A 19,553-nucleotide genomic window follows, 5' to 3' on the forward strand; every position below is an offset into this window, starting at 1 on the left:
ACTTAAACAGAGAGCCCTGACTCATAAGAGTCAGGGCTTTTTTGTATTTGCATTTCCTTACGCACAATCCACGCCGAATTAGCGCCCGCCGATTGAAAGTCAGTGCTAAAGTCCCTATAACTGGTAGATGGTAAATCTACCCGGTTTTAAAAGTGCAGGCGGTAACGTGCAAAAAAAGACTTATGCCATGAGATACGTAGCAGGTCAGCCAGCGGAGCGTATTTTCCCTCCCGTGGCGATGCTTCATGTCGGTCAGGCATTACCGCCAGGAGCCCCACTCACCACCGAAGCTCGTTTAAAGGTGCTTGTGTGGAATATTTTCAAACAACAGCGTGCTGAATGGCTCTCCGTTCTGCAAAATTTCGGCAAAGATGCCCATCTTGTATTGCTGCAGGAGGCTCAGACCACACCAGAACTGGTGCGTTTCGCGACTTCAAACTATCTTGCTGCCGACCAGGTACCCGCGTTCGTTCTGCCTCAGCACCCTTCAGGGGTGATGACGCTGGCTTCTGCGCATCCGGTTTACTGCTGCCCACTGCGTGAGCGTGAGCCACTGCTCCGACTGGCTAAATCCGCGTTGGTAACCGCCTATCCTCTGCCCGGGAACCAGATGCTGATGGTGGTGAATATCCATGCGGTGAATTTCAGCCTCGGGATTGATGTGTACAGTAAACAGCTTGGGCCTATCGGTGAGCAAATCATTCACCATCAGGGGCCGGTGATTATGGCCGGCGATTTCAACGCCTGGAGCCGTCAGCGCATCAATGCTCTGTACCGTTTTTCCCGCGAGATGGGCCTGCGTGAGGTGCGATTCACCGATGATCACCGGCGTAAAGCTTTTGGCCGCCCGCTCGATTTTGTTTTTTATCGCGGTATGGGGGTTGCCGAGGCTTCTGTGCTGGTCACCAGTGCCTCCGATCACAACCCGCTGCTGGTCGAGTTTAATGCCCATCCCAATTAACACCCTGAGAAGGATACCTGCCTGATGGAGACGAAACACCACGACAACGTTGATAAACAGTTTGGTGAGCAGGCAGGGGCTTATCTGACCAGTGCCGTACATGCCAGTGGACAGGATCTTGAACGGCTCGCCAGCCGCCTGGCAGGATCACCGGATGCGCGGGTGCTGGATATGGGGTGCGGTGCCGGCCATGCCAGTTTTACTGCGGCCCCGTATGTAAAAGAGGTTGTGGCCTACGATCTGTCAGAACAAATGCTGGCAGTAGTGCGGGATGCAGCAGTGGAACGTGGCTGTCATAATCTGCAAACTCTGCAGGGGATTGCAGAAAACTTACCGTTTGAAGATACAGCATTCGATATTGTGATTAGCCGTTACTCGGCACATCACTGGCATGATGCAGGCAGTGCGCTGCGTGAAGTTCGGCGCGTATTGAAACCGGGGGGAAGGGCTATCTTTATGGATGTCACGGCCCCGGGGCATCCTGTGCTCGATATCTGGTTGCAAACTGTTGAAGCCTTGCGTGATACGTCTCATGTGCAGGATTACAGCCCCGGACACTGGATAACGATGCTGACAGAAAGCGGTCTGGCAATAAGGCGTGTGTCCCAGGATAAACTCAAGCTGGAGTTCAGCAGTTGGGTGGCGCGGATGCGAACCCCCGATGTTATGGTGCAGGCGATACGTGCCTACCAGCGTTCGGCACCCGATGAAGTGCAAAAGTATTATGCGTTACAGCCTGATGGCAGTTTCAGCACTGATATCGTGTTTATAGAAGCCATCCGGCCATAAAAAAAAGCCCGTCAAAGACGGGCTTTTTATTGTGCTGTTTGCACAGTGGGGTATGACTGCTAACTGTCTGGCGTCGCATTATCAGAAACAAACAGCGTAAGCTTATCGCCTGGCTGGATGTTCTTCGTATTACTGGCGACGCTATTCCAGCGCACAACATCTTTGATGTTAACGCCGTGACGTTTTGCGATACTGGCCAGAGAATCACCCTTACGTACCCTATAGGTGATGCTGTCGCCGTTATCTGCCAGCCGCGTACCGTTGCTGCCCAGGCTTAATGTCTGTCCCGGTTTGATGCTGGCACCACGCAAGTTATTTGCACGCTGCAGATCTTTTACCGGTACACCAAGACGTTTAGCTATGCCTGACAGCGTATCTCCACTGCGCACCTTATAAGAGGCAGGAGAAACACTGTTCTTCGCAAGTGAAGTGGGCTGTACCGCTGCGATATCACCGCTTGCCAGTGAGTTACGCAGTTTTGCTACGTTGGATTTCGGCACCATAATGTAATGAGGACCATTAGGGGCTGTCTTTCCTCGCGTATAGCCGGAGTTAAAGCTCTTCATCTTGCTCAGTGACATACCCGCCATTTCAGCGGCCTGTGTCAGCTCAATTTGCTGGCTTACTTCCACTCGCGCCAGTGCGCGTGCTTCATTAGGTGCCGGCAAACGTACGCCATAACGCTTGCTGTTTTTGAGGATTTGCCCCAGAGCCAGCATTTTTGGTACATACACCGTCGTTTCTCGTGGCAGCGCAAGTGACCAGAAATCCGTAGGTCGACCTTTAGCCTTATTGGCTTTTATCGCTTTCATTACACGCCCTTCACCGCTGTTATAGGCGGCAATGGTCAGTAACCAGTCACCGTCAAACATGCCGTTAAGGCGCTGTAACATATCCAGAGCAACTTTGGTCGATGCCACAACATCGCGTCGTCCGTCATACCACTGGGTCTGTTTTAGACCATAATTACGTCCCGTCTGCGGCACAATCTGCCAGATGCCAGCGGCATTTGCAGATGATGTAGCGTGGGGATTAAAAGCGCTCTCCACTATGGGTAGTAGTACCAGTTCCATCGGCATTTTACGTTGCTTAATCTGCTCGACTATCCAGTACATATACGGCTCTGCCCGTAATGTTACATCGTGGAGATAGCTCTTGTTACTCAGGTACTTCTGTTTTTGTTCGCGTATCCGGTAATTATCCGGAACCTTCATCTTCAGCTCGTCGCTAATGAAATTCCACAGATCTTTGTCGTCCGCAAGCGTCGTTCCATCGTCCTGCCAGCGCGGCGACAACATCTCATCTGAGTACTGTCCATTTTCACCTTGACCTGCCGAAGACAAACTCTGTGCATGCTGTTCGGGGATGTTAGCATCGTGCCTTGACGCCTGGCATCCGACCAGCAAGACTGAGGCGAGTAATATCGCTTTAGCCTTCATGTGTGTGTCAATAGTTCGCTTAAAAGACGAGCAATAATACGTGCTCGACCCCGACAACACAACCTATAAAATCAAAAAGCGTCTTTCTTCTCGCGTAGAGCGGCAAATACCTGCCATTCATGTTGCGGAGTTGTTTCTATTCCAATTTTTCTTTGTAATTCAACATGTTTTGTCATCAGGAAAATATTTGTTTTACGCTCATGAGCCAGTTTTGTAGGCAAACTAATGCCGTTTTTTGCGCGTAACTCCTTAATTTCTCGATAGTAGCGAGCTATTTCGGCATTTTGTGGATAAACCGCCTGCGCAAAGGTTAAATTAGATAACGTATATTCATGTGCGCAACAAACCAGAGTTTCTTCCGGTAGCTGGTTAAGCTTTTGAAAAGAATCAAACATCTGCTTTGCAGTGCCTTCGAAAAGCCTTCCGCAACCGCCAGAAAAAAGCGTATCCCCGCAGAAAAGGTAAGGGAAGCTGAAATATGAGATATGTCCTAAAGTGTGGCCGGGTGTAGCGTAAATCGTAAAATCTTGACCCAAAACGGAGAGGGTATCCCCTTCTCTGACGATGGTTTTCGCTCCTTTAGAACGGGTTTCTTCCGGGCCATAGACTTCCAGGTGCGGGAAGCGGGACACCAGTTCGGCCACACCCCCCACATGATCCTGATGGTGATGGGTGAGCAAAATGGCAACCGGCTGCCACTGATTTTTTTCCATCACGCGCAGTACCGGGCCCGCTTCGCCAGGGTCAACAATCAGACAGCGACCGGCATCATCATTTAAGGTCCAGATGTAGTTATCCTGCAGGGCGGGAATACTGGTAAGATTCATTTTTGTCACTCCTGGATGCTCGAAGGGAAAGAAGATGGTAAAGCATGAAGCCTGCTAAAACACGCCAATTCCGCCAGATACCCGAGTCCTGGTCACAGATCCCCTGTGGTGAATTTTATCGTGACGCACTGTCTCACCATTTGCGCCCCTGCCTCGGTAAACTCTATGGCTTCCATCTGCTGAAGATAGGCAGTTTGAGTGCGGAGATTGATACGGAGTGCTGCGCTATTTCCCATCAGGTGAACGTCGGGCTGGGCGGCGGGTCGTTACAGGTCAGGGGGGATCCCCTTAGTTTGCCGTTCGAGTCAAAGTCGGTCGATGCCTGCCTGCTGGCGCATACGCTGGCGTGGAGCAGTGACCCACACCGCATCCTGCGCGAAGTCGATCGGGTATTGATCGATGATGGCTGGATGATCATCAGCGGTTTTAACCTGTTCAGCGTGCTCGGGATAGGAAAGCTGATACCCGGATTGCATCGACGCGTTCCCTGGAACAGCAGAATGTTTACCCAGATGCGCCTGCTGGACTGGCTCAGTCTGCTCAATTATGAAGTGATGCAGCGCACCCGTTTTCAGGTACTGCCGTGGAACCGTCAGGGGGGCAGGATGATTAGCACACATTTACCGGCTCTGGGCTGCCTTAATCTGATCGTTGCACGTAAACGAACGTTCCCTCTGACGCGTAATCCCGCGAAGAAAAGCGCCAGCAAGCGACAACTCCAGGCCGTTGGGGTGACCAGCCAGTTCAGAGAAGAACGGGAACGGTAAGCCCGAAACCAGCAGATGCAGGAAAATGTCTTGTTTCATTGTAGGGGCTGACCTTCTTTCCAGGCCAGCCCGCGATTACGCCCCGGCCTGATACCCGATATCGTCAGACGTCGGGTTACCGGCGGCTGCGCGCGCGAGTTCATCACAGCGCTCATTCTCGATATGCCCCGCGTGACCTTTAACCCACTTCCAGACGATCTGATGATGGCTGAGGGCTTCATCCAGCCGTTTCCACAGGTCGACATTCTTCACCGGTTTTTTATCGGCGGTTTTCCAGCCGCGTTTTTTCCAGTTATGGATCCAGGTGGTGATCCCCTGGCGCACATACTGACTGTCGGTACTGAGTACCACCGCGCAGGGCTCCGTCAGGGCCTCCAGGGCGACGATGGCCGCCATCATTTCCATGCGATTATTGGTGGTCAGGTGGAAGCCTGTGCTGAAGATTTTCTCGTGTTTGCCATAGCGCATAATGGCACCAAATCCCCCGGGACCCGGATTGCCAAGGCACGATCCGTCGGTGAAAATTTCTACCTGCTTAAGCATCTCTGGTAGACTCCCTGAAGTAAAAACGCCAAGTCTGCCATAAACGGGTCCTATGAGCACAGTAAATACCACGCGACAGATCGTTCTCGATACCGAAACCACCGGTATGAACATGATCGGTGTCCATTATGAAGGTCACCGGATTATTGAAATTGGTGCCGTTGAGGTCATCAACCGCCGCCTGACCGGCAATAACTTCCATGTTTATCTGAAACCCGATCGACTGGTTGATCCGGAAGCGTTCGGCGTTCACGGTATTGCGGATGAATTCCTGCTGGATAAGCCCACCTTCGCGCAGGTCGCAGATGATTTCCTTGCGTATATTGACGGCGCGGAACTGGTGATCCATAACGCCTCGTTCGATATCGGCTTTATGGACTACGAGTTTGCTAAACTCCAGCGTGGCATTCCGAAAACAGAAACCTTCTGTCAGATCACCGACAGCCTGGCTATGGCGCGTAAGCTGTTCCCCGGCAAGCGTAACAGCCTGGATGCGCTCTGTTCTCGTTATGAAATAGACAACAGTAAACGTACGCTGCACGGCGCACTGCTTGACTCCGAAATTCTGGCGGAAGTCTTCCTGACCATGACCGGCGGGCAGACCTCACTGACCTTTTCCATGGAAGGCGATCGTGAAGAGCAGGAAGGGGGGGAGACTATTCACCGTATCGCGCGTCCGGCATCCGGCCTGCGTGTGGTGCGTGCCACCGAACAGGAGCTTGCTGCACACGAGTCGCGTCTGGACCTTGTGCAGAAAAAAGGGGGCAGCTGTTTATGGCGTCCGGCTGAAGCCAGTGATTGATAAGTGATTAAAATGCGGATGAAAACTGCGTTACGGTGAAAAAGAGAGCAGTTGAGATATTTCCCTGTAAAAAGCGTTGACGAAGTTCGGCCTGCCCCGTAATATTCGCCTCGTTCCCGACGGGGAACATCGGTGGAGCGGTAGTTCAGTTGGTTAGAATACCTGCCTGTCACGCAGGGGGTCGCGGGTTCGAGCCCCGTCCGTTCCGCCAAACATTCAGAGAAAGGCCGATTCGAAAGAATCGGCCTTTTTCGTTTTCTCTGTCAGGACTCTTTCTGCATCACGACTTTTCCGCTATACCCTTTTAATGGAAGATCTGCCACGTCACCCCGGGCAATCCAGCGATAGCTACCCGCACCCAGCGCCACACCAATAAACCAGCTAAAGTTTGCCACCGCATGCAGCGACGGAATAAAGCTGATCACCAGGCCAATCGCCACCGACGGCAGCAGCGCCACAATCGCTTTCGGATTAAAACCACCGCGATACCAGTATTTACCTTTCGGTGTCGCATCAAACAAGTCATCTACGGAGATCTGGCTGCGTTTGATCAGGTAGAAATCCGCCAGCAGGATGCCGAACAGTGGCCCGATAAACGCGCCCAGTACGTCCAGGGTGTAGTGGATCAGCTCGGGTGACTGGAACAGGTTCCATGGCGTCAGCAGCACGGAACCGACCGCTGCGATCATCCCGCCGGTACGGAAGCTAATTTTCTGCGGCGAGCAGTTAGAAAAATCGAACGCCGGGGAAACGAAGTTCGCCACGATATTGATGCCGATGGTGGCGGTGATCATGGTCAGCAGGCCAATCGCCACCGCCAGATCGTTACCCACCATACTGACAGTTTCAATCGGGTCAGTGATCATGCGTCCAAACAGGGACTGCGTACCGGATACAATCACCACCGTGACCAGCGAGAACAGCAGGAAGTTAAACGGCAGGCCCCAGCGGTTACCACGACGGATCTCACCCATGCTCTTACCGTAACGGGAGAAGTCGCCAAAGTTGAGCAGCGGGCCGGAGAAATAGGAGACGACCAGTGCAGTGGCGGTCAGCATCTGCCAGGCCTGTTCCCCCCCGGAGAGGGCTTTACTCGCCAGCGTAAAGGAAATGCCGTCAAAACCGGTTTTGTATACAATCCAGCCTGCCAGCGCCACCATTACCACGTAGACTGCCGGGCCGGCAATGTCGATGAAACGCTTAATCGCGTTCATGCCGTGCCAGAATACCATCGCCTGCAGCAGCCACATAATGCCGAAGCATATCCAGCCGAGCTGTGACAGACCCAGCCAGGAGGCGTGTGTCAGGGACGACAGAGCGGGCCAGAACTTCAGCGAGACCAGCATCAGCGCATTGGCCGCCAGATAGGTCTGAATACCATACCAGGCAAACGCAATCAGCCCACGGATGACCGCCGGAATATTGGCACCAAAGACGCCAAACGCCTGGCGGCAGATCACCGCATAAGGGACGCCGGCCATCTGGCTCGGCCTGGCCACCAGATTGGCACAGACCTGCACAATGCAGATACCTACCAGCAGACAGAGCAGCACCTGCCAGCTGGCGAGACCCAGCGTAAAGAAGCTCGCTGCCACCACATAGCCGCCCATACTGTGTACATCCGACATCCAGAAAGAAAAGATGTTGTACCAGCTCCAGTTCTGGTCACGTGTCGGGGCCAGATCCTCGTTGCACAGCCGCGGGCTGTAGTGTGCAGCGGCGTCTGTCGGCGCTGCCTGGGAAGAACCTTGAGTGTTTGGCATGAAACCTGCTCCTGTGAATACAGCAATCAATAAACCGGGTTAAGAGAGGTATTGCAGGATCCAGGCCAGAATAGAATTTCATGTATACAAAAATTAGCAATCCTGTGTACGATTGTGGGCGGGAATGAGGATGACCGGAGTAAGGAATGAAGAGTGAAATTGGGCTGAAAACGGCCTCCGACCTGAGTGACAAGGATGAGCCTATCTACCAGGCACTGATGACCGCTATTGTCGAACATCAGTTACCACCGGGCAGCAAATTACCGGAAGAGGCGCTTTCAGAAGTGTTTGGCGTCAGCCGTACCGGGATTCGCAAGGTGCTACAGCGCCTCGCCGCAGTGCAAATGATCACCCTGACGCCCAAACGTGGTGCACAGGTCGCCACACCAACAGTAGAGGAAGCGCAGGATATTTTTCGCACCCGTAGTCTGATTGAATGTGCCAACCTGCCTGACGTCCTGAAACACTGTCAGGCTCCCCATCTGGCCGCGCTGGAAAAGATAAATCGCCAGGAGCAGCAAGCGCATGAGCAGCACGATGGGGCAGCGGCAATCCGTCTCTCTGCGGGGTTCCACATTCAGCTACAGGCGATATCCGGTAACCAGGTACTGACCGAAATGGTGACGCGCCTGACCCAGCGTTCTTCGCTGGTGGTCGCGGCCTACGGCGCTCCGTGGCAGCAGGGTTGCCGCTGTGACGACCATGATCAGTTAGTGCGCCTGCTACGGGAAAAATCACTGACCAGACTGGCTGACTCACTACGGCAACATTTTGATCATATTGTCGCCAGTCTGCGCTTTGAACGCAGTGGTGAAACACTGCCGGACTTCTCCCGGCTGTTTGCCTCGAAAGGAGCATAGATGATGGGTAGCAAGCAGGTCATTCAGGTCATCAATCCTAACACCAGCCTGGCGATGACGGAGACGATCGCTGCAGCGGCAAGGACGGTAGCCGCAGCGAACACTGAGATCCTGGCGGTATGTCCGACCCAGGGCGTGCCTTCCATTGAAGGTCATTTCGATGAGGCGATTGCCGCGATTGGCGTGCTGGAGCAGATTAAAATCGGACGTGAGCAGGGCGTGTGCGGGCATGTTATTGCCTGCTTCGGCGATCCGGGGCTGCTGGCTGCACGCGAGGTGGCGCAGGGGCCGGTGGTCGGCATTGCTGAAGCGGCCATGCATATGGCCACGCTGGTGGCGACACGCTTTTCCATCGTCACCACACTGCCACGAACGCTGATTATTGCCCGTCACCTGCTGCAGCAGTATGGCTTTGAACATCACTGTGCGGCACTGCACGCCATTGATCTTCCCGTGCTGGCGCTGGAAGACGGCAGCGGGCTGGCTCAGGAAAAAGTACGTCAGCGTTGTATACAGGCAAAACGTGAGGATGGCTGTGGTGCCATCGTACTGGGCTGCGGTGGTATGGCCGATCTGGCACAGGCGCTGACGCGTGAGCTTGGAGTGCCGGTGATAGACGGCGTTACGGCGGCGGTAAAGATGGTGGAGTCGCTGGTGGCACTGGGCCTTGGCACCAGCAAGCATGGCGATCTGGATTATCCGGTGCGAAAAAATCTGTCTGGTCAGTTTGAGCGCCTAAACTAAAAGCCGGGTCCCCTTTGTTTTGCGACGTTAAGGACTGAGACGATGAGTAATACTTCGGAAAAAAAAGAGTACAGCTTCAACAAGAACTACCCGCGCGATCTGCGCGGTTACGCGGGTCAGCCTCCTCATGCGGCCTGGCCGGGTAAGGCGAAGATCGCCGTGCAGTTCGTCCTCAATTATGAAGAGGGTGCAGAAAATAACGTACTGCATGGTGATGCAGGCTCCGAGCAGTTTCTTTCCGATATTATAGGTGCTGCCAGTTACCCTGAGCGTCATATGTCGATGGACTCGCTGTATGAATACGGCTCCCGTGCCGGCTTCTGGCGTATCCACAATGAATTTCAGAAGCGGAATCTGCCGTTAACCGTATTCGGCGTAGCGATGGCGCTGGCACGGCACCCGGAGATCGTCGGGGCGATTAAAGCGGCGGATTATGATGTGGTGAGCCACGGCTGGCGCTGGATCCACTATCAGGGAATGGATGCAAAAACTGAACGGCAGCATATGCAACAGGCGCTTGATACGCTGACGGATTTGTTCGGTAAAACGCCCACTGGCTGGTACACCGGGCGGGACAGCCCCAACACGCGGCGGCTGGTGGTTGAGCAGGGCGGGCTGACCTATGACAGCGATTACTATGGTGATGACCTGCCATTCTGGACTCAGATCACCTGCCAGGACGGGACAGTAAAACCCCATCTTATTATTCCCTATACGCTTGAAACTAATGATATGCGTTTTGCCACGCCACAGGGCTTTAACACCGCAGAGCAGTTTTATACCTATCTGAAAGACAGTTTCGATGTGTTATATGAAGAAGGGAATGAGGCGCCGAAGATGCTGTCGATTGGCATGCATTGCCGACTGCTGGGGCGCCCTGGCCGTTTCCGCGCACTGCAACGTTTTCTGGACTATATCCAGCAGCATGATCGCGTCTGGATCTGTACCCGACAGCAGATCGCCGACCACTGGATCACAACACATCCTGCCCCCACACTGTAATCCCTGCGGCGAGGATCACCCTCGCCCAGTTTCATCCCCCCTGAAAAATGGATTTATATTGATACAAAAATAAGGTTTATCTCGTTTCGCTTATGACGCTATCTGGAATAATGGATGAAGTTATTCTAAGCCATACTGCGTGAGTGATTGTTAAGGGACTACGAAATGAATAAAGAAAAAAAGGACAGTGAAATTCTCAGGATCATTAAACCGCTGGTTAAATTCTGGGAAAACAGTTGCGAGCCCTGGTGGGTTAAAAATTCAGAATCACAATTTGTGTATGCGAATAAAAAGCTGTGTGAATTTCTCGGCTTGCCAGAGGGCTATAATCCAGAAGGGCGCTATGATGGTGAGCTTCCGGTGGCTATCAGTGAATTTGAAGCACAATTTCAACACCATGACCGGATGGTGGAGAAAGTACGCGATCGCGTTACCTCGATTGTTATTCATAAATTTAACGGATTGGATTATCTGCAACCGTATTATGCGGACAAAATCCCACTGATGGATGAGAAAGGGAATGTGCTGGGCGTCATCCCGCACTGTCGGCCGGTTGAATCCGTATTTATTACACGGTTATCGAAAATAAAAATGCCCACTTCACTGGTGTTTACGCCACCCAGCAACCAGTTTACTGAAAAAGAGTGGGACATTATTTTCTATACCTGTCAGTCATTCACGCCAAAAATGATCGAGAAGGCGCTTGGCGTATCCAGTCGTACGGTTGAAGATATTCTTTGCCGTATTTATAAGAAGTCCGGGGTTGGAAATAAACGTGGGCTAATTGATTACTGTATTGAACAGGGGTTTAATAATTTTATCCCCAAAAATATCTTTCAGCAGTGTGAAACTATTATGCCTTTTGAGCGATAGTTTGACGCCATCAGGGGGCATCATTTCCCTCCTGATGGCACGGTTTTCTGGGAAACTGTCTGGCGATGTTTTTTTTCTTTACGTGCTGCATATCGGCTTGGCCAGATATCCGCAGGGTCAAGTCCCAGCAGTGCGGCGATAATCTTTTCTCCTTTCGGCCAGGGGCGTGCCAGGGCATTAGCCAGTGTGCCGCCAGCCAGTCCGTTGGCACGTGACAGCGAAGCGATAGAATAACCTTTCAGTCGTATAGCGCATTTTATTTCTTCACGATGCCAGTCTGCCGCAGGAGGCTCGTCTGGGGTAGTCATGGTGGTTTTTAGGGGAGCTAACAGCGTCATCTTTCTCTCCTGTAAGAATAAGTGAAGGAGAGTTTTATCATCGGCTGTCAGCGTGCACCACCGTGAGAATTACGGTAACAGAAAATTGAGGGAGACCTGTGGCGTCAATCAGTTCATCACACTGACCTGCGCGGCAACGATGCGCCAGCCACAGGGGAGTTTCACCCAGGTCTGCTGCTGACGGCCGATCCTGTCGCTGTTTTCACGGGTAAACTCGGTGCTGCATATGGCAAAGTCCTCGCCAAAGGTGGTGATCACCGTATTTCTTAAACGGCGAGCCAGGCCGGCGGAGGGGCGTGAAGCGCGAAAATCGCGAATGGCATCAATACCGTAAAGATTCTCCCCGGCACCCAGACGCACCGTGCGCCGGTCATGCCAGAAAAGCTCATCCAGCACGGGGATATTATTGCTCACCAGCGCCTCTTCGTAACGATAAAAAGCGGCGGTGACCTCAGCCAGTATCGTCGGACGATCAATATCATCACTGTTCATGTTGTGGCTCCATCGTGGCCGGGGTCGCCTGCGTGATGCCCATTTGCTCCAGCGCACTGGCAACCCGCAGACAGGCGGCTTCGTTAAAGGGCGCAGCAATCAGCTGCAGGCCAATGGGCAGGCCGTGAGCGGTACGCAATGGAACCGTGGTCACCGGCAGGCCGAGAAATGAAATGGGTTGGGTCAGCATGCCCATACTGGCGCGGATCGGCAGATCGGTGTCGTTAATGCGCATCGTCTCCTGGCCGATGACCGTCGCACTGGTCGGTGTCGCCGGTGCAATCAGCACATCCACCTGTTCAAAGATCGGCAGCACCTGTTGCTGGAAGTGGCGACGAAAACGCTGCGCCTGCACATACCATGCCGCCGGGATCATCGCTCCCGCAAGCAGACGCTCACGTGACAGCGGTTCAAACCGTTGCGGAGAGTGGCGTAGCGCGGGCAGGTAGTGATTCCCCCCCTCGGACGCGGTGAGAATAAATGCCGCGGTTCGCGCCAGTTCCGCATCCGGCAGCACCACCTCCTCGCGGGCGTTGAGCGCGGCGGCGACCCGTGCCACTGCGGCACGGGCATCGTCATCGCACCACTGCTGAAAGTACCCTCCCAGCACGCCGCAGCGCAGGCCATCAATGCCCTGTTCCAGCTGCGGGCTGACGGCTTGCACAGGGCGATCGGCCTGGAAGCCGTCAGCAGGGTCGTGACCTTGTAATAAATCGTAGACGTGCGTCAGGTCGCTGACGCGACGGGCAAGCGGGCCGATGTGATCGAGGCTGGCGACAAACGGCTGGCTGCCGCTGCGCGACAGGCGGCCAAACGTGGGTTTCAGTCCGAAGATGCCGCAGAGTGAAGCGGGGACGCGGATCGACCCGTTGGTGTCGGTGCCGAGGGAAAAGTGAACCAGTCCTGCGGCGACGGCCGCTGCGGAACCTCCGGACGAGCCTCCTGCAATCCGCGCCGGATCGTGAGGGTTGCGGGTGGCACCGTAATGCGTGTTTTCCGTGGTGAACCCGTAGGCGTAAGCATCCATATTCAGCATGCCTGACAGCAGCCCCCCGTAACTGGCCAGCTTGTGTACCGCCCATGCATCCTGCTGTGCCGCCGGACGGTCGCTGAACAGTCGGGCACCTGCCAGCGTGGTGTGCCCTGCGACATCGAACAGATTTTTGACAGCGTAGGGGATCCCGGCCAGTGCTGGCAGGGACTGGTTTTGATGTTTCAGGCGATCAAGGCGATCGGCCTCCTGCAACATACGATCCTGAGTGATATGGGTCCAGGCATTGAGTGTCGGATTATGCTGCTCAATCAGGGTCAGCGTGTGCCGGGCGATCTCGCGCGCGCTGAGATCGCCACGGGCCAGCGCGTGCGTCAGTTCGGCAATGGAAAGGGCGGCCAGATTCATGCTTTATACACTCCGGCCACTTCCAGACGCTCATCCAGCGGGAATGCCATCAGCGGAGCAGCCATTCCGGCAATACGGCTGAACTGCACCCGCAGTTCAGCACGACGTGCATCGTCAATTTCCAGCGCCAGCACCTGCTCCATCTGGGTGATATAGTCTGCCCAGTCGGGCGTCGTTGGTGTCATGCTCATCTCCTGTTTATGCTGTCAAAACCCGGCCGCACTGCCGTTGCTGCGCGGATCGAATGCCCCTTCGAACATCCCGTTAATATGCCGGACAATGGCCCCGGCGTGACCCACGGCTTCGCTATAGTCAGGCAGCAGTTCGACCTCGTGTCCCAGCGCCCTGAGCGTGGCAACGGTGTCAGTGGAAAAACGGCCTTCCAGCTTGAGCGAATCGGAAGCCTGGCCCCAGGTACGTCCAAGCAGCCAGCGGGGGGCGCTGACGGCCTGCTGTAACCCCATGCCCTGTACCACATGGCGGGTGAATATCGCCGCCTGGGTCTGGGGCTGACCATCTCCTCCCATGGATCCATAAACCATCGTCCGGCCGTCGTTCAGCCTGGCAGCGGCAGGGTTTAGGGTGTGGAAGGGTTGCTTACCGGGCAGCAGCGCCAGAAGATGGTCGGGATCGAGGCTGAAGGCCGCGCCGCGATTTTGCCAGGTGATACCGGTACCGGGGAGGACCACGCCGCTGCCAAACTCGTGATATATGCTTTGAATAAAGGAAACTGCCAGCCCGCTGCTGTCCATCACTCCCATCCAGACCGTATCTCCCGGCCCTTTACCGCTGCCCCATGGTGCCGCCTGACTGAGATCGATCTGTGCTGCCATCTGCCGCAGAAGATCGCTGTCGAGCAGCGTCTGCATCTCTTCACGCATGTGCAGGGGATCGGTGATGTACTGGTCGCGGAGGCCAAAGGCCAGCTTGGTCGCTTCCACAATGCGATGCACAGTCTGGGCTTCGTCGGCATCCGCCATCTCAAGGTGGTCGGTCATGCCGAGAATGGCCAGTGACACCACGCCCTGAGTGGGCGGGGTCATGTTGAATACGTCACCGTACTGGTGGCGAATACGCAGCGGCGTGCGGCGTTTTGCCTGCTGACGGTTCAGATCTTCCAGCGTAACGGGCATGCCCAGGCGTGACATTTCAGTGGCCATCTGTCGGGCGAGCGGGCCGCGATAAAAACTGTCCAGCCCCGCTTCCGCCAGATGAATCAGGGTGTTTGCCAGGTCAGGTTGGGTGAAGCGGCTGCCGATGCGGGGAACCTCGCCGTCGGGTAAAAAGGTGGCCGCGAATCCGGGTTGGTGCATCAGCTCTGCCTGTTTACTGGCGGTGGCATCAGCCTGAGAGGCGGTGACCGGAATGCCGTCGGCGGCATAGCGGATTGCATCGGCCAGCAGGCGCGGCAGGGGGCGCTGCTCGCCGCCCATTTCCCGTGACATCGTCAGTGCTTCAGCCCAGCCGCTGACTGTCCCTGCTACGGTCAGCGCCGATTTCGGACCGCGATGGGGAATGGTGCTACTGCCCTGGTAGAAATCGGGCGTAGCCAGCGCGCCGGCGGCCCCGCTGGCATCAATGGCCACCGGATCACCCTTGGGAGGGACGATCAGCCAGAAACCATCGCCTCCCAGGCCATTCATGTGGGGGTAAACCACCGCGATGGTCGCGGCGGCGGCAACCATCGCCTCAATCGCGTTACCGCCTTCTCGCAAAATACCCAGTGCGCTCTCACTCGCCAGGTGGTGCGGCGTCACGGCCATCCCCAGAGGGGCCATATTGCTTTGATTCATTCCATTCCCATCAATCAGATTACAGATGCGTTGACTAAAGCAATAGCCGTTCCAGTTTGTCGAGCATCATGCTGTTACCAATTGAATATGTGTCGGTCAGCTCCGGTTTTGAGGTAAAAGTTTGCTGATTTTTCGCCGCCGTCGTCCCCTGCTACAGACAGGCACGTTATTTGTATATCATCCTGAGGATGAAACGAACGTTACAGGGTCAAACACCATGATGCAGCTTGATGAACGCCTGCGCAGTCAGTACGCGCAGCTTTCCCCGCAGGAACAGCGTATCGCTGATTTTGTTTTCGACCATTTCGATGATTTGATCAGCTACAACAGTGCCGATCTGGCTCGCCTGAGCGGGGCGTCCAAAGCCACAGTAAGCCGCCTGTTTAAACGCCTGGGCTATGAAAAATATAAAGACATGCGTGATGAGCTGCGAACCCTGCGCCAGAGCGGGATGCCACTGACGGACAACCGCGATGCGGTGCAGGGGAATACGCTGCTGGCCCGCCATTACAAACAGGAAATGGCCAACCTGACCCGGTGGGTTAACGACGTTGATGCCGGCCATTTTGGTGAAGTCGTTCAGGCGCTGGCAAACAGTAAACGCCTGTTTATCATCGGCATGCGCAATGCCTACCCGGTTGCCCTGCATCTGCGCCAGCAGCTGTTACAGGCACGGACTCAGGTTCAGCTGCTGCCGCAGCCAGGACAGACGCTGTCTGAAGAGCTGGTGGATCTTACCCCGGAGGATATGGTGGTGGTAATGGCTTTCCGCCGCCGTCCACGCATTATCCGGCCTCTGCTGCAGCAATTGCAGCATCACGGTATTCCAACACTGGTGCTGTGCGAGCCTCAGGCACAGGCGGTGATGGCGCTGGCGCGCTGGCAGCTCTGCGCCCCACTGGACAGCGTGTCGGCCTTTGACAGCTATGCGGCAGCCAACAGTCTGATCAACCTGCTGGCCAATGCCGTATTGCACCAATTATTAAGTGACGGTCGCCAGCGTATTCACCAGATTGCCGACCTTTACGGGCAGCTGGATGAGCTGGAACAACGTTAGTGGGGCACTCTTATGGTGCTTTGCATGATTTTGGGGCGCCCTGTTGCGCCCCTTTTTATCGTCTTTTAATGGACAAAACGGTTACTTTTTTTCTTCCTGAATCGGCTTTTTTTATATTAATAATCTGCTGTTACTGGCTTTTTTACGTCCAGCCTGCACTGAAATGCAGAAATTTCTGGCCCACCTCTCGCGCTGGCACATTAGTTGCAATTAAATTCTTTAAGAATCTTTCGTTTCATGATGTATTAACCGGGGAAGTGAAGATGAAAAAAGGCTTATTCGCATTACTGGCAGGTGCCGTGCTGTTTTCTCAGGCAATAGTAGCCCATGCCGACCAGCTGCAGGACATTGAAAAACGTGGTGTTATCCGCATCGCGGTCCCACAGGACTTCCCGCCGTTTGGATCGGTCGGCACCGATTTACAGCCGCAGGGCTATGACATTGATATGGCAAAGTACCTGGCGAAACAGATGAAACTTAAGTTGCAGCTGGTGCCGGTCACCAGCGCCAACCGCGTCCCTTATCTGCAGACGGATAAAGTGGATCTGGTGATCTCCAGCCTGGGCAAAAATCCGGAGCGCGAGAAAGTGATCGACTTCAGCCGCGCCTATGCACCGTTCTTCCTCGGCGTGTTCGGGCCAAAAGACGGGGCGCTGAAAGAGGCTGCAGGTCTGAGCGGCAAATCCATTGGCGTCACTCGTGGGGCCGTCGAAGACATGGTGCTGACCGGGATCGCACCGAAAGATGCCCAGGTGAAGCGTTACGAAGACAATAACACCACGCTGTCGGCTTACCTTTCCGGTCAGGTGGAGTATGTTGCCACAGGCAACCTGGTAGTGGCCGCCATCGCCCGCCAGCAGGCAGATAAAGCCCCGGTCGCGAAATTTATGCTGAAAGATTCCCCGTGCTTCATCGGTATGAAGAAAAATGAGCCCGCGCTGAAAGCGAAAGTGGATGCGCTGATCGTTCAGGCGATTAAAGATAAAACGCTGAACGGGCTTTCCGAGCAGTGGCTGAAGGCTCCGCTGCCCGCCGATCTCGGCGCGTAAGGGCTGACCAATGATTGGGCAACTGAATTTTCCTGCGCTGTGGCCCTTCTGGCCGGAATTACTTTCCGGCCTGTGGGTGACCATCCAACTGACAGTGATGGCAACGGTGGGCGGTGTAGGGCTGGGCATTCTGGGAGCGGCGCTGCGTAGCGGCACGCCTTCGCTGTTCAGCCGCCTCTGGGGCGTGTATGTCGAACTGATCCGCAATACGCCGTTTGTCGTACAGCTGTTTTTTATCGTGTTTGGTCTGCCCAATCTCGGCCTGAAGCTGACCGCCGGGGAAGCGGCGCTGCTGGCCATGCTGATTAATCTCGGCGCCTACAGTACGGAAATTATCCGGGCCGGTATTCAGGTGACGCCGAAAGGGCAGTGGGAGGCAGGGCGTGTGTTGGGCCTGACCCGTACGCAGACTTTTATCCGGGTGGTGCTGCCGCCCTCGATGAAGCGTATTTATCCTGCGCTGGTCAGCCAGTGCATCATCGTGATGCTGGGCTCCTCGGTGGTGTCACAGGTCTCCTATGAAGAGCTGACCTTTGCCGCCAACCTGATCCAGTCGCGCACCTTTTTAAGCTTTGAGGTTTATCTGGTGACCACGCTGATGTATCTGGCGCTGTCGATTGCCATGCGTCAGCTGTTACTGGCGGCGGGGCGTAAGTGGTTTGGAGAGCAGCCATGATGACAACCTTTACTGACTGGGACATTCTGCGCAATCTGCTGCTGGCGGCCCGCTGGACCATCGCTCTGTCGCTGACGGCCTTTTTCGGCGGCACGCTGGTGGCAATGCCGCTGGTGATGGTGCGCCTGAGTGGGCGTCGCTGGCCAAACCGGATGATCCGCTGCTATATCGAACTGTTCCAGGGTACGCCGCTGCTGATGCAGCTCTTCCTGGCCTTCTTCGGTGTGGCGCTGTTTGGTCTGGATGTGTCGCCGTGGACGGCGGCGTCGCTGGCGCTGACCTTCTACACCAGTGCTTTTCTGGTGGATATCTGGCACGGCAGCATTAAAGCCCTGCCGAAAGGGCAGTGGGAGGCGTGTCGCTGCCTCGGCCTGAGCTTTGGTCAGACGCTCTGGCGTGTGGTATTGCCACAGGCGCTGCGCGTGGGGATCGCCCCCACTGTCGGCTTTGCCGTCCAGGTGGTGAAAGGCACCGCGCTGGCTTCCATTATCGGCTTTATAGAGCTGACCAAGGCCGGCACCATTTTGAACAACGTGACCTATCAGCCCTTTAAAGTTTTCGGGTTAGTGGCCCTCGGCTATTTCCTGATGTGTTATCCGCTGTCACGCTACAGCCAGTATCTGGAGAAGAAATTCAATGCCGCTCATCACCATTAATCAGGTGCAGAAATACTATGGCGACAATCACGTACTGAAAGGCGTGGATCTCGACGTCGATATGGGTGAAGTGATCTCCATTATCGGCCGCAGCGGATCGGGGAAAAGCACCCTGCTACGCTGCATTAACGGGCTGGAAGGCTATCAGGAGGGCAGTATTAAACTCGGCGGGATGACCATTACCGATCGCGATGCCCAGGCGCGGGATATCAGCCGCTCCGTCGGGATGGTCTTCCAGAACTTCAATCTGTTCCCGCATATGACGGCGCTGGAAAACGTGATGCTGGCCCCCCGGCGGGTGCTGAAAAAGAAAGAGGCGGAATGCCGCGAGCTGGCCGCCCGGATGCTGGAAAAAGTCGGTCTGGGCGACCGGATAGATTACTATCCAGCCAACCTTTCCGGCGGGCAGCAGCAGCGCGTAGCGATAGCACGTGCGCTGGCCATGTCACCTAAAGTGCTGCTGTGCGATGAGATCACCTCCGCGCTGGATCCGGAACTGGTGGGGGAAGTGTTGAAAGTGCTGGAGCAACTGGCAAAAGAGGGCATGACGCTGATCCTCGTAACGCACGAAATGAATTTTGCCCGCGAGGTCGGTGACCGCGTGGTGTTTATGCACCAGGGGCGGGTGTGGGAGCAGGGCGACAGTAAAACCGTCTTCTCTGATCCACAAACCCATGAACTGAAACAATTTATCTCCTCGGTGCGTGGGCTTTAGGCTACTTT

22 protein-coding genes and 1 tRNA gene are annotated in these 19,553 nt (G+C 55.1%); 14 read left to right on the forward strand and 9 right to left on the reverse strand.

Annotated elements, in window-relative coordinates; all coding sequences use genetic code 11:
• Positions 1–166: 166 nt before the first annotated feature.
• Positions 167–961, forward strand: a complete 795-nt coding sequence (locus EPE01S_RS21335; protein WP_062749296.1) for an endonuclease/exonuclease/phosphatase family protein — start codon at positions 167–169, stop codon at positions 959–961.
• A 24-nt stretch (positions 962–985) separates the two neighbouring features.
• A complete protein-coding gene (locus tag EPE01S_RS21340) occupies positions 986–1,750 on the forward strand; it encodes a class I SAM-dependent methyltransferase (protein ID WP_062749233.1) in 765 nt (254 codons plus the stop codon).
• A gap of 59 nt (positions 1,751–1,809) precedes the next feature.
• On the opposite strand, the gene mltD is transcribed toward EPE01S_RS21340, so the two are convergent.
• Both mltD and gloB read right to left on the reverse strand, forming a co-directional pair.
• Positions 1,810–3,189, reverse strand: a complete 1,380-nt coding sequence (gene mltD, locus EPE01S_RS21345) for a murein transglycosylase D (RefSeq protein ID WP_062749236.1) — start codon at positions 3,187–3,189, stop codon at positions 1,810–1,812.
• Positions 3,190–3,260: 71 nt separating this feature from the next.
• Positions 3,261–4,016: a hydroxyacylglutathione hydrolase gene (gene gloB / locus EPE01S_RS21350; protein WP_062749240.1), complete on the reverse strand. Its 756-nt coding sequence runs from the start codon at positions 4,014–4,016 to the stop codon at positions 3,261–3,263.
• Positions 4,017–4,060: 44 nt separating this feature from the next.
• Between gloB and EPE01S_RS21355 the strand changes: the two genes are divergently transcribed.
• The gene (locus tag EPE01S_RS21355) at positions 4,061–4,783 is read left to right on the forward strand and encodes a class I SAM-dependent methyltransferase (protein WP_062749242.1); all 723 of its coding nucleotides are present in this window, start codon (positions 4,061–4,063) and stop codon (positions 4,781–4,783) included.
• Positions 4,784–4,858: 75 nt separating this feature from the next.
• On the opposite strand, the gene rnhA is transcribed toward EPE01S_RS21355, so the two are convergent.
• Positions 4,859–5,326, reverse strand: a complete 468-nt coding sequence (gene rnhA, locus EPE01S_RS21360) for a ribonuclease HI (RefSeq protein ID WP_062749246.1) — start codon at positions 5,324–5,326, stop codon at positions 4,859–4,861.
• Between the two features lie 52 nt (positions 5,327–5,378).
• Here rnhA and dnaQ point away from each other — a divergent pair, with 52 nt between their 5' ends.
• Together dnaQ and EPE01S_RS21370 are read left to right on the forward strand one after the other, a co-directional pair.
• Positions 5,379–6,128, forward strand: coding sequence for a DNA polymerase III subunit epsilon (gene dnaQ / locus EPE01S_RS21365; protein WP_062749247.1), 750 nt, complete (start codon positions 5,379–5,381; stop codon positions 6,126–6,128).
• A gap of 134 nt (positions 6,129–6,262) precedes the next feature.
• Positions 6,263–6,339: transfer RNA gene (locus EPE01S_RS21370), tRNA-Asp, on the forward strand.
• Positions 6,340–6,391: 52 nt separating this feature from the next.
• Here EPE01S_RS21370 and EPE01S_RS21375 read toward each other — a convergent pair.
• Positions 6,392–7,891: an NCS1 family nucleobase:cation symporter-1 gene (locus EPE01S_RS21375; protein WP_062749248.1), complete on the reverse strand. Its 1,500-nt coding sequence runs from the start codon at positions 7,889–7,891 to the stop codon at positions 6,392–6,394.
• Between the two features lie 146 nt (positions 7,892–8,037).
• Here EPE01S_RS21375 and EPE01S_RS21380 point away from each other — a divergent pair, with 146 nt between their 5' ends.
• From EPE01S_RS21380 to EPE01S_RS21395, 4 genes are all read left to right on the forward strand, one after another.
• Entirely contained in the window at positions 8,038–8,751 is a 714-nt protein-coding gene (locus EPE01S_RS21380; protein WP_062749249.1) for a GntR family transcriptional regulator, read from the forward strand.
• Positions 8,752–9,495: an allantoin racemase gene (gene hpxA / locus EPE01S_RS21385; RefSeq protein ID WP_062749250.1), complete on the forward strand. Its 744-nt coding sequence runs from the start codon at positions 8,752–8,754 to the stop codon at positions 9,493–9,495. It begins immediately after the preceding gene.
• A 42-nt stretch (positions 9,496–9,537) separates the two neighbouring features.
• Positions 9,538–10,497 (forward strand): allantoinase PuuE, encoded by a 960-nt coding sequence (puuE, locus tag EPE01S_RS21390; protein WP_062749251.1) that lies wholly within the window; start codon positions 9,538–9,540, stop codon positions 10,495–10,497.
• Between the two features lie 165 nt (positions 10,498–10,662).
• Positions 10,663–11,370: a helix-turn-helix transcriptional regulator gene (locus EPE01S_RS21395; protein ID WP_062749253.1), complete on the forward strand. Its 708-nt coding sequence runs from the start codon at positions 10,663–10,665 to the stop codon at positions 11,368–11,370.
• Between the two features lie 20 nt (positions 11,371–11,390).
• Here EPE01S_RS21395 and EPE01S_RS21400 read toward each other — a convergent pair whose 3' ends face one another.
• The 5 genes from EPE01S_RS21400 to EPE01S_RS21420 form a co-directional block, all read right to left on the reverse strand.
• Entirely contained in the window at positions 11,391–11,708 is a 318-nt protein-coding gene (locus EPE01S_RS21400) for a helix-turn-helix domain-containing protein (RefSeq protein ID WP_306304618.1), read from the reverse strand.
• Between the two features lie 108 nt (positions 11,709–11,816).
• Positions 11,817–12,200: an oxalurate catabolism protein HpxZ gene (gene hpxZ, locus EPE01S_RS21405; RefSeq protein ID WP_062749255.1), complete on the reverse strand. Its 384-nt coding sequence runs from the start codon at positions 12,198–12,200 to the stop codon at positions 11,817–11,819.
• Entirely contained in the window at positions 12,190–13,599 is a 1,410-nt protein-coding gene (locus tag EPE01S_RS21410; RefSeq protein WP_062749257.1) for an AtzE family amidohydrolase, read from the reverse strand. The genes hpxZ and EPE01S_RS21410 overlap by 11 nt, the downstream gene beginning before the upstream one ends.
• Positions 13,596–13,784, reverse strand: a complete 189-nt coding sequence (gene hpxX / locus EPE01S_RS21415; protein WP_062749259.1) for an oxalurate catabolism protein HpxX — start codon at positions 13,782–13,784, stop codon at positions 13,596–13,598. Before hpxX ends, EPE01S_RS21410 begins: the two co-directional genes overlap by 4 nt.
• Positions 13,785–13,805: 21 nt before the next feature.
• Positions 13,806–15,392, reverse strand: a complete 1,587-nt coding sequence (locus EPE01S_RS21420; protein WP_062749261.1) for a gamma-glutamyltransferase family protein — start codon at positions 15,390–15,392, stop codon at positions 13,806–13,808.
• 217 nt (positions 15,393–15,609) lie between these two features.
• On the opposite strand from EPE01S_RS21420, the gene hpxU reads away from it, so the two are divergent.
• The 5 genes from hpxU to EPE01S_RS21445 all read left to right on the forward strand — a co-directional run bounded on the left by hpxU (position 15,610) and on the right by EPE01S_RS21445 (position 19,545).
• Positions 15,610–16,449 (forward strand): MurR/RpiR family transcriptional regulator HpxU, encoded by an 840-nt coding sequence (gene hpxU, locus EPE01S_RS21425; protein ID WP_062749263.1) that lies wholly within the window; start codon positions 15,610–15,612, stop codon positions 16,447–16,449.
• A gap of 263 nt (positions 16,450–16,712) precedes the next feature.
• The gene (locus tag EPE01S_RS21430) at positions 16,713–17,498 is read left to right on the forward strand and encodes a transporter substrate-binding domain-containing protein (RefSeq protein WP_062749265.1); all 786 of its coding nucleotides are present in this window, start codon (positions 16,713–16,715) and stop codon (positions 17,496–17,498) included.
• 10 nt (positions 17,499–17,508) lie between these two features.
• Entirely contained in the window at positions 17,509–18,174 is a 666-nt protein-coding gene (locus EPE01S_RS21435) for an amino acid ABC transporter permease (RefSeq protein ID WP_062749267.1), read from the forward strand.
• Positions 18,174–18,830 carry an amino acid ABC transporter permease gene (locus tag EPE01S_RS21440; RefSeq protein WP_062749269.1) on the forward strand — a complete coding sequence of 219 codons (657 nt, stop codon included), beginning with the start codon at positions 18,174–18,176 and terminating at the stop codon, positions 18,828–18,830. The genes EPE01S_RS21435 and EPE01S_RS21440 overlap by 1 nt, the downstream gene beginning before the upstream one ends.
• Positions 18,811–19,545 (forward strand): amino acid ABC transporter ATP-binding protein, encoded by a 735-nt coding sequence (locus EPE01S_RS21445; protein WP_062749274.1) that lies wholly within the window; start codon positions 18,811–18,813, stop codon positions 19,543–19,545. The genes EPE01S_RS21440 and EPE01S_RS21445 overlap by 20 nt, the downstream gene beginning before the upstream one ends.
• The last annotated feature ends 8 nt before the right edge of the window (positions 19,546–19,553 follow it).

The sequence above is a fragment of the Erwinia persicina NBRC 102418 genome, from assembly GCF_001571305.1.
GTDB lineage: Bacteria > Pseudomonadota > Gammaproteobacteria > Enterobacterales > Enterobacteriaceae > Erwinia > Erwinia persicina.

Bases quoted from the DNA above. Each gene is read 5' to 3' on its own strand.
- EPE01S_RS21340 (WP_062749233.1), top strand. From the start codon at position 986: ATGGAGACGAAACACCACGACAACGTTGATAAACAGTTTGGTGAGCAG.
- mltD (WP_062749236.1), bottom strand. From the start codon at position 3,189: ATGAAGGCTAAAGCGATATTACTCGCCTCAGTCTTGCTGGTCGGATGC.
- gloB (WP_062749240.1), bottom strand. From the start codon at position 4,016: ATGAATCTTACCAGTATTCCCGCCCTGCAGGATAACTACATCTGGACC.
- EPE01S_RS21355 (WP_062749242.1), top strand. From the start codon at position 4,061: ATGAAGCCTGCTAAAACACGCCAATTCCGCCAGATACCCGAGTCCTGG.
- rnhA (WP_062749246.1), bottom strand. From the start codon at position 5,326: ATGCTTAAGCAGGTAGAAATTTTCACCGACGGATCGTGCCTTGGCAAT.
- dnaQ (WP_062749247.1), top strand. From the start codon at position 5,379: ATGAGCACAGTAAATACCACGCGACAGATCGTTCTCGATACCGAAACC.
- EPE01S_RS21375 (WP_062749248.1), bottom strand. From the start codon at position 7,891: ATGCCAAACACTCAAGGTTCTTCCCAGGCAGCGCCGACAGACGCCGCT.
- EPE01S_RS21380 (WP_062749249.1), top strand. From the start codon at position 8,038: ATGAAGAGTGAAATTGGGCTGAAAACGGCCTCCGACCTGAGTGACAAG.
- hpxA (WP_062749250.1), top strand. From the start codon at position 8,752: ATGATGGGTAGCAAGCAGGTCATTCAGGTCATCAATCCTAACACCAGC.
- puuE (WP_062749251.1), top strand. From the start codon at position 9,538: ATGAGTAATACTTCGGAAAAAAAAGAGTACAGCTTCAACAAGAACTAC.
- EPE01S_RS21395 (WP_062749253.1), top strand. From the start codon at position 10,663: ATGAATAAAGAAAAAAAGGACAGTGAAATTCTCAGGATCATTAAACCG.
- EPE01S_RS21400 (WP_306304618.1), bottom strand. From the start codon at position 11,708: ATGACGCTGTTAGCTCCCCTAAAAACCACCATGACTACCCCAGACGAG.
- hpxZ (WP_062749255.1), bottom strand. From the start codon at position 12,200: ATGAACAGTGATGATATTGATCGTCCGACGATACTGGCTGAGGTCACC.
- EPE01S_RS21410 (WP_062749257.1), bottom strand. From the start codon at position 13,599: ATGAATCTGGCCGCCCTTTCCATTGCCGAACTGACGCACGCGCTGGCC.
- hpxX (WP_062749259.1), bottom strand. From the start codon at position 13,784: ATGACACCAACGACGCCCGACTGGGCAGACTATATCACCCAGATGGAG.
- EPE01S_RS21420 (WP_062749261.1), bottom strand. From the start codon at position 15,392: ATGAATCAAAGCAATATGGCCCCTCTGGGGATGGCCGTGACGCCGCAC.
- hpxU (WP_062749263.1), top strand. From the start codon at position 15,610: ATGATGCAGCTTGATGAACGCCTGCGCAGTCAGTACGCGCAGCTTTCC.
- EPE01S_RS21430 (WP_062749265.1), top strand. From the start codon at position 16,713: ATGAAAAAAGGCTTATTCGCATTACTGGCAGGTGCCGTGCTGTTTTCT.
- EPE01S_RS21435 (WP_062749267.1), top strand. From the start codon at position 17,509: ATGATTGGGCAACTGAATTTTCCTGCGCTGTGGCCCTTCTGGCCGGAA.
- EPE01S_RS21440 (WP_062749269.1), top strand. From the start codon at position 18,174: ATGACAACCTTTACTGACTGGGACATTCTGCGCAATCTGCTGCTGGCG.
- EPE01S_RS21445 (WP_062749274.1), top strand. From the start codon at position 18,811: ATGCCGCTCATCACCATTAATCAGGTGCAGAAATACTATGGCGACAAT.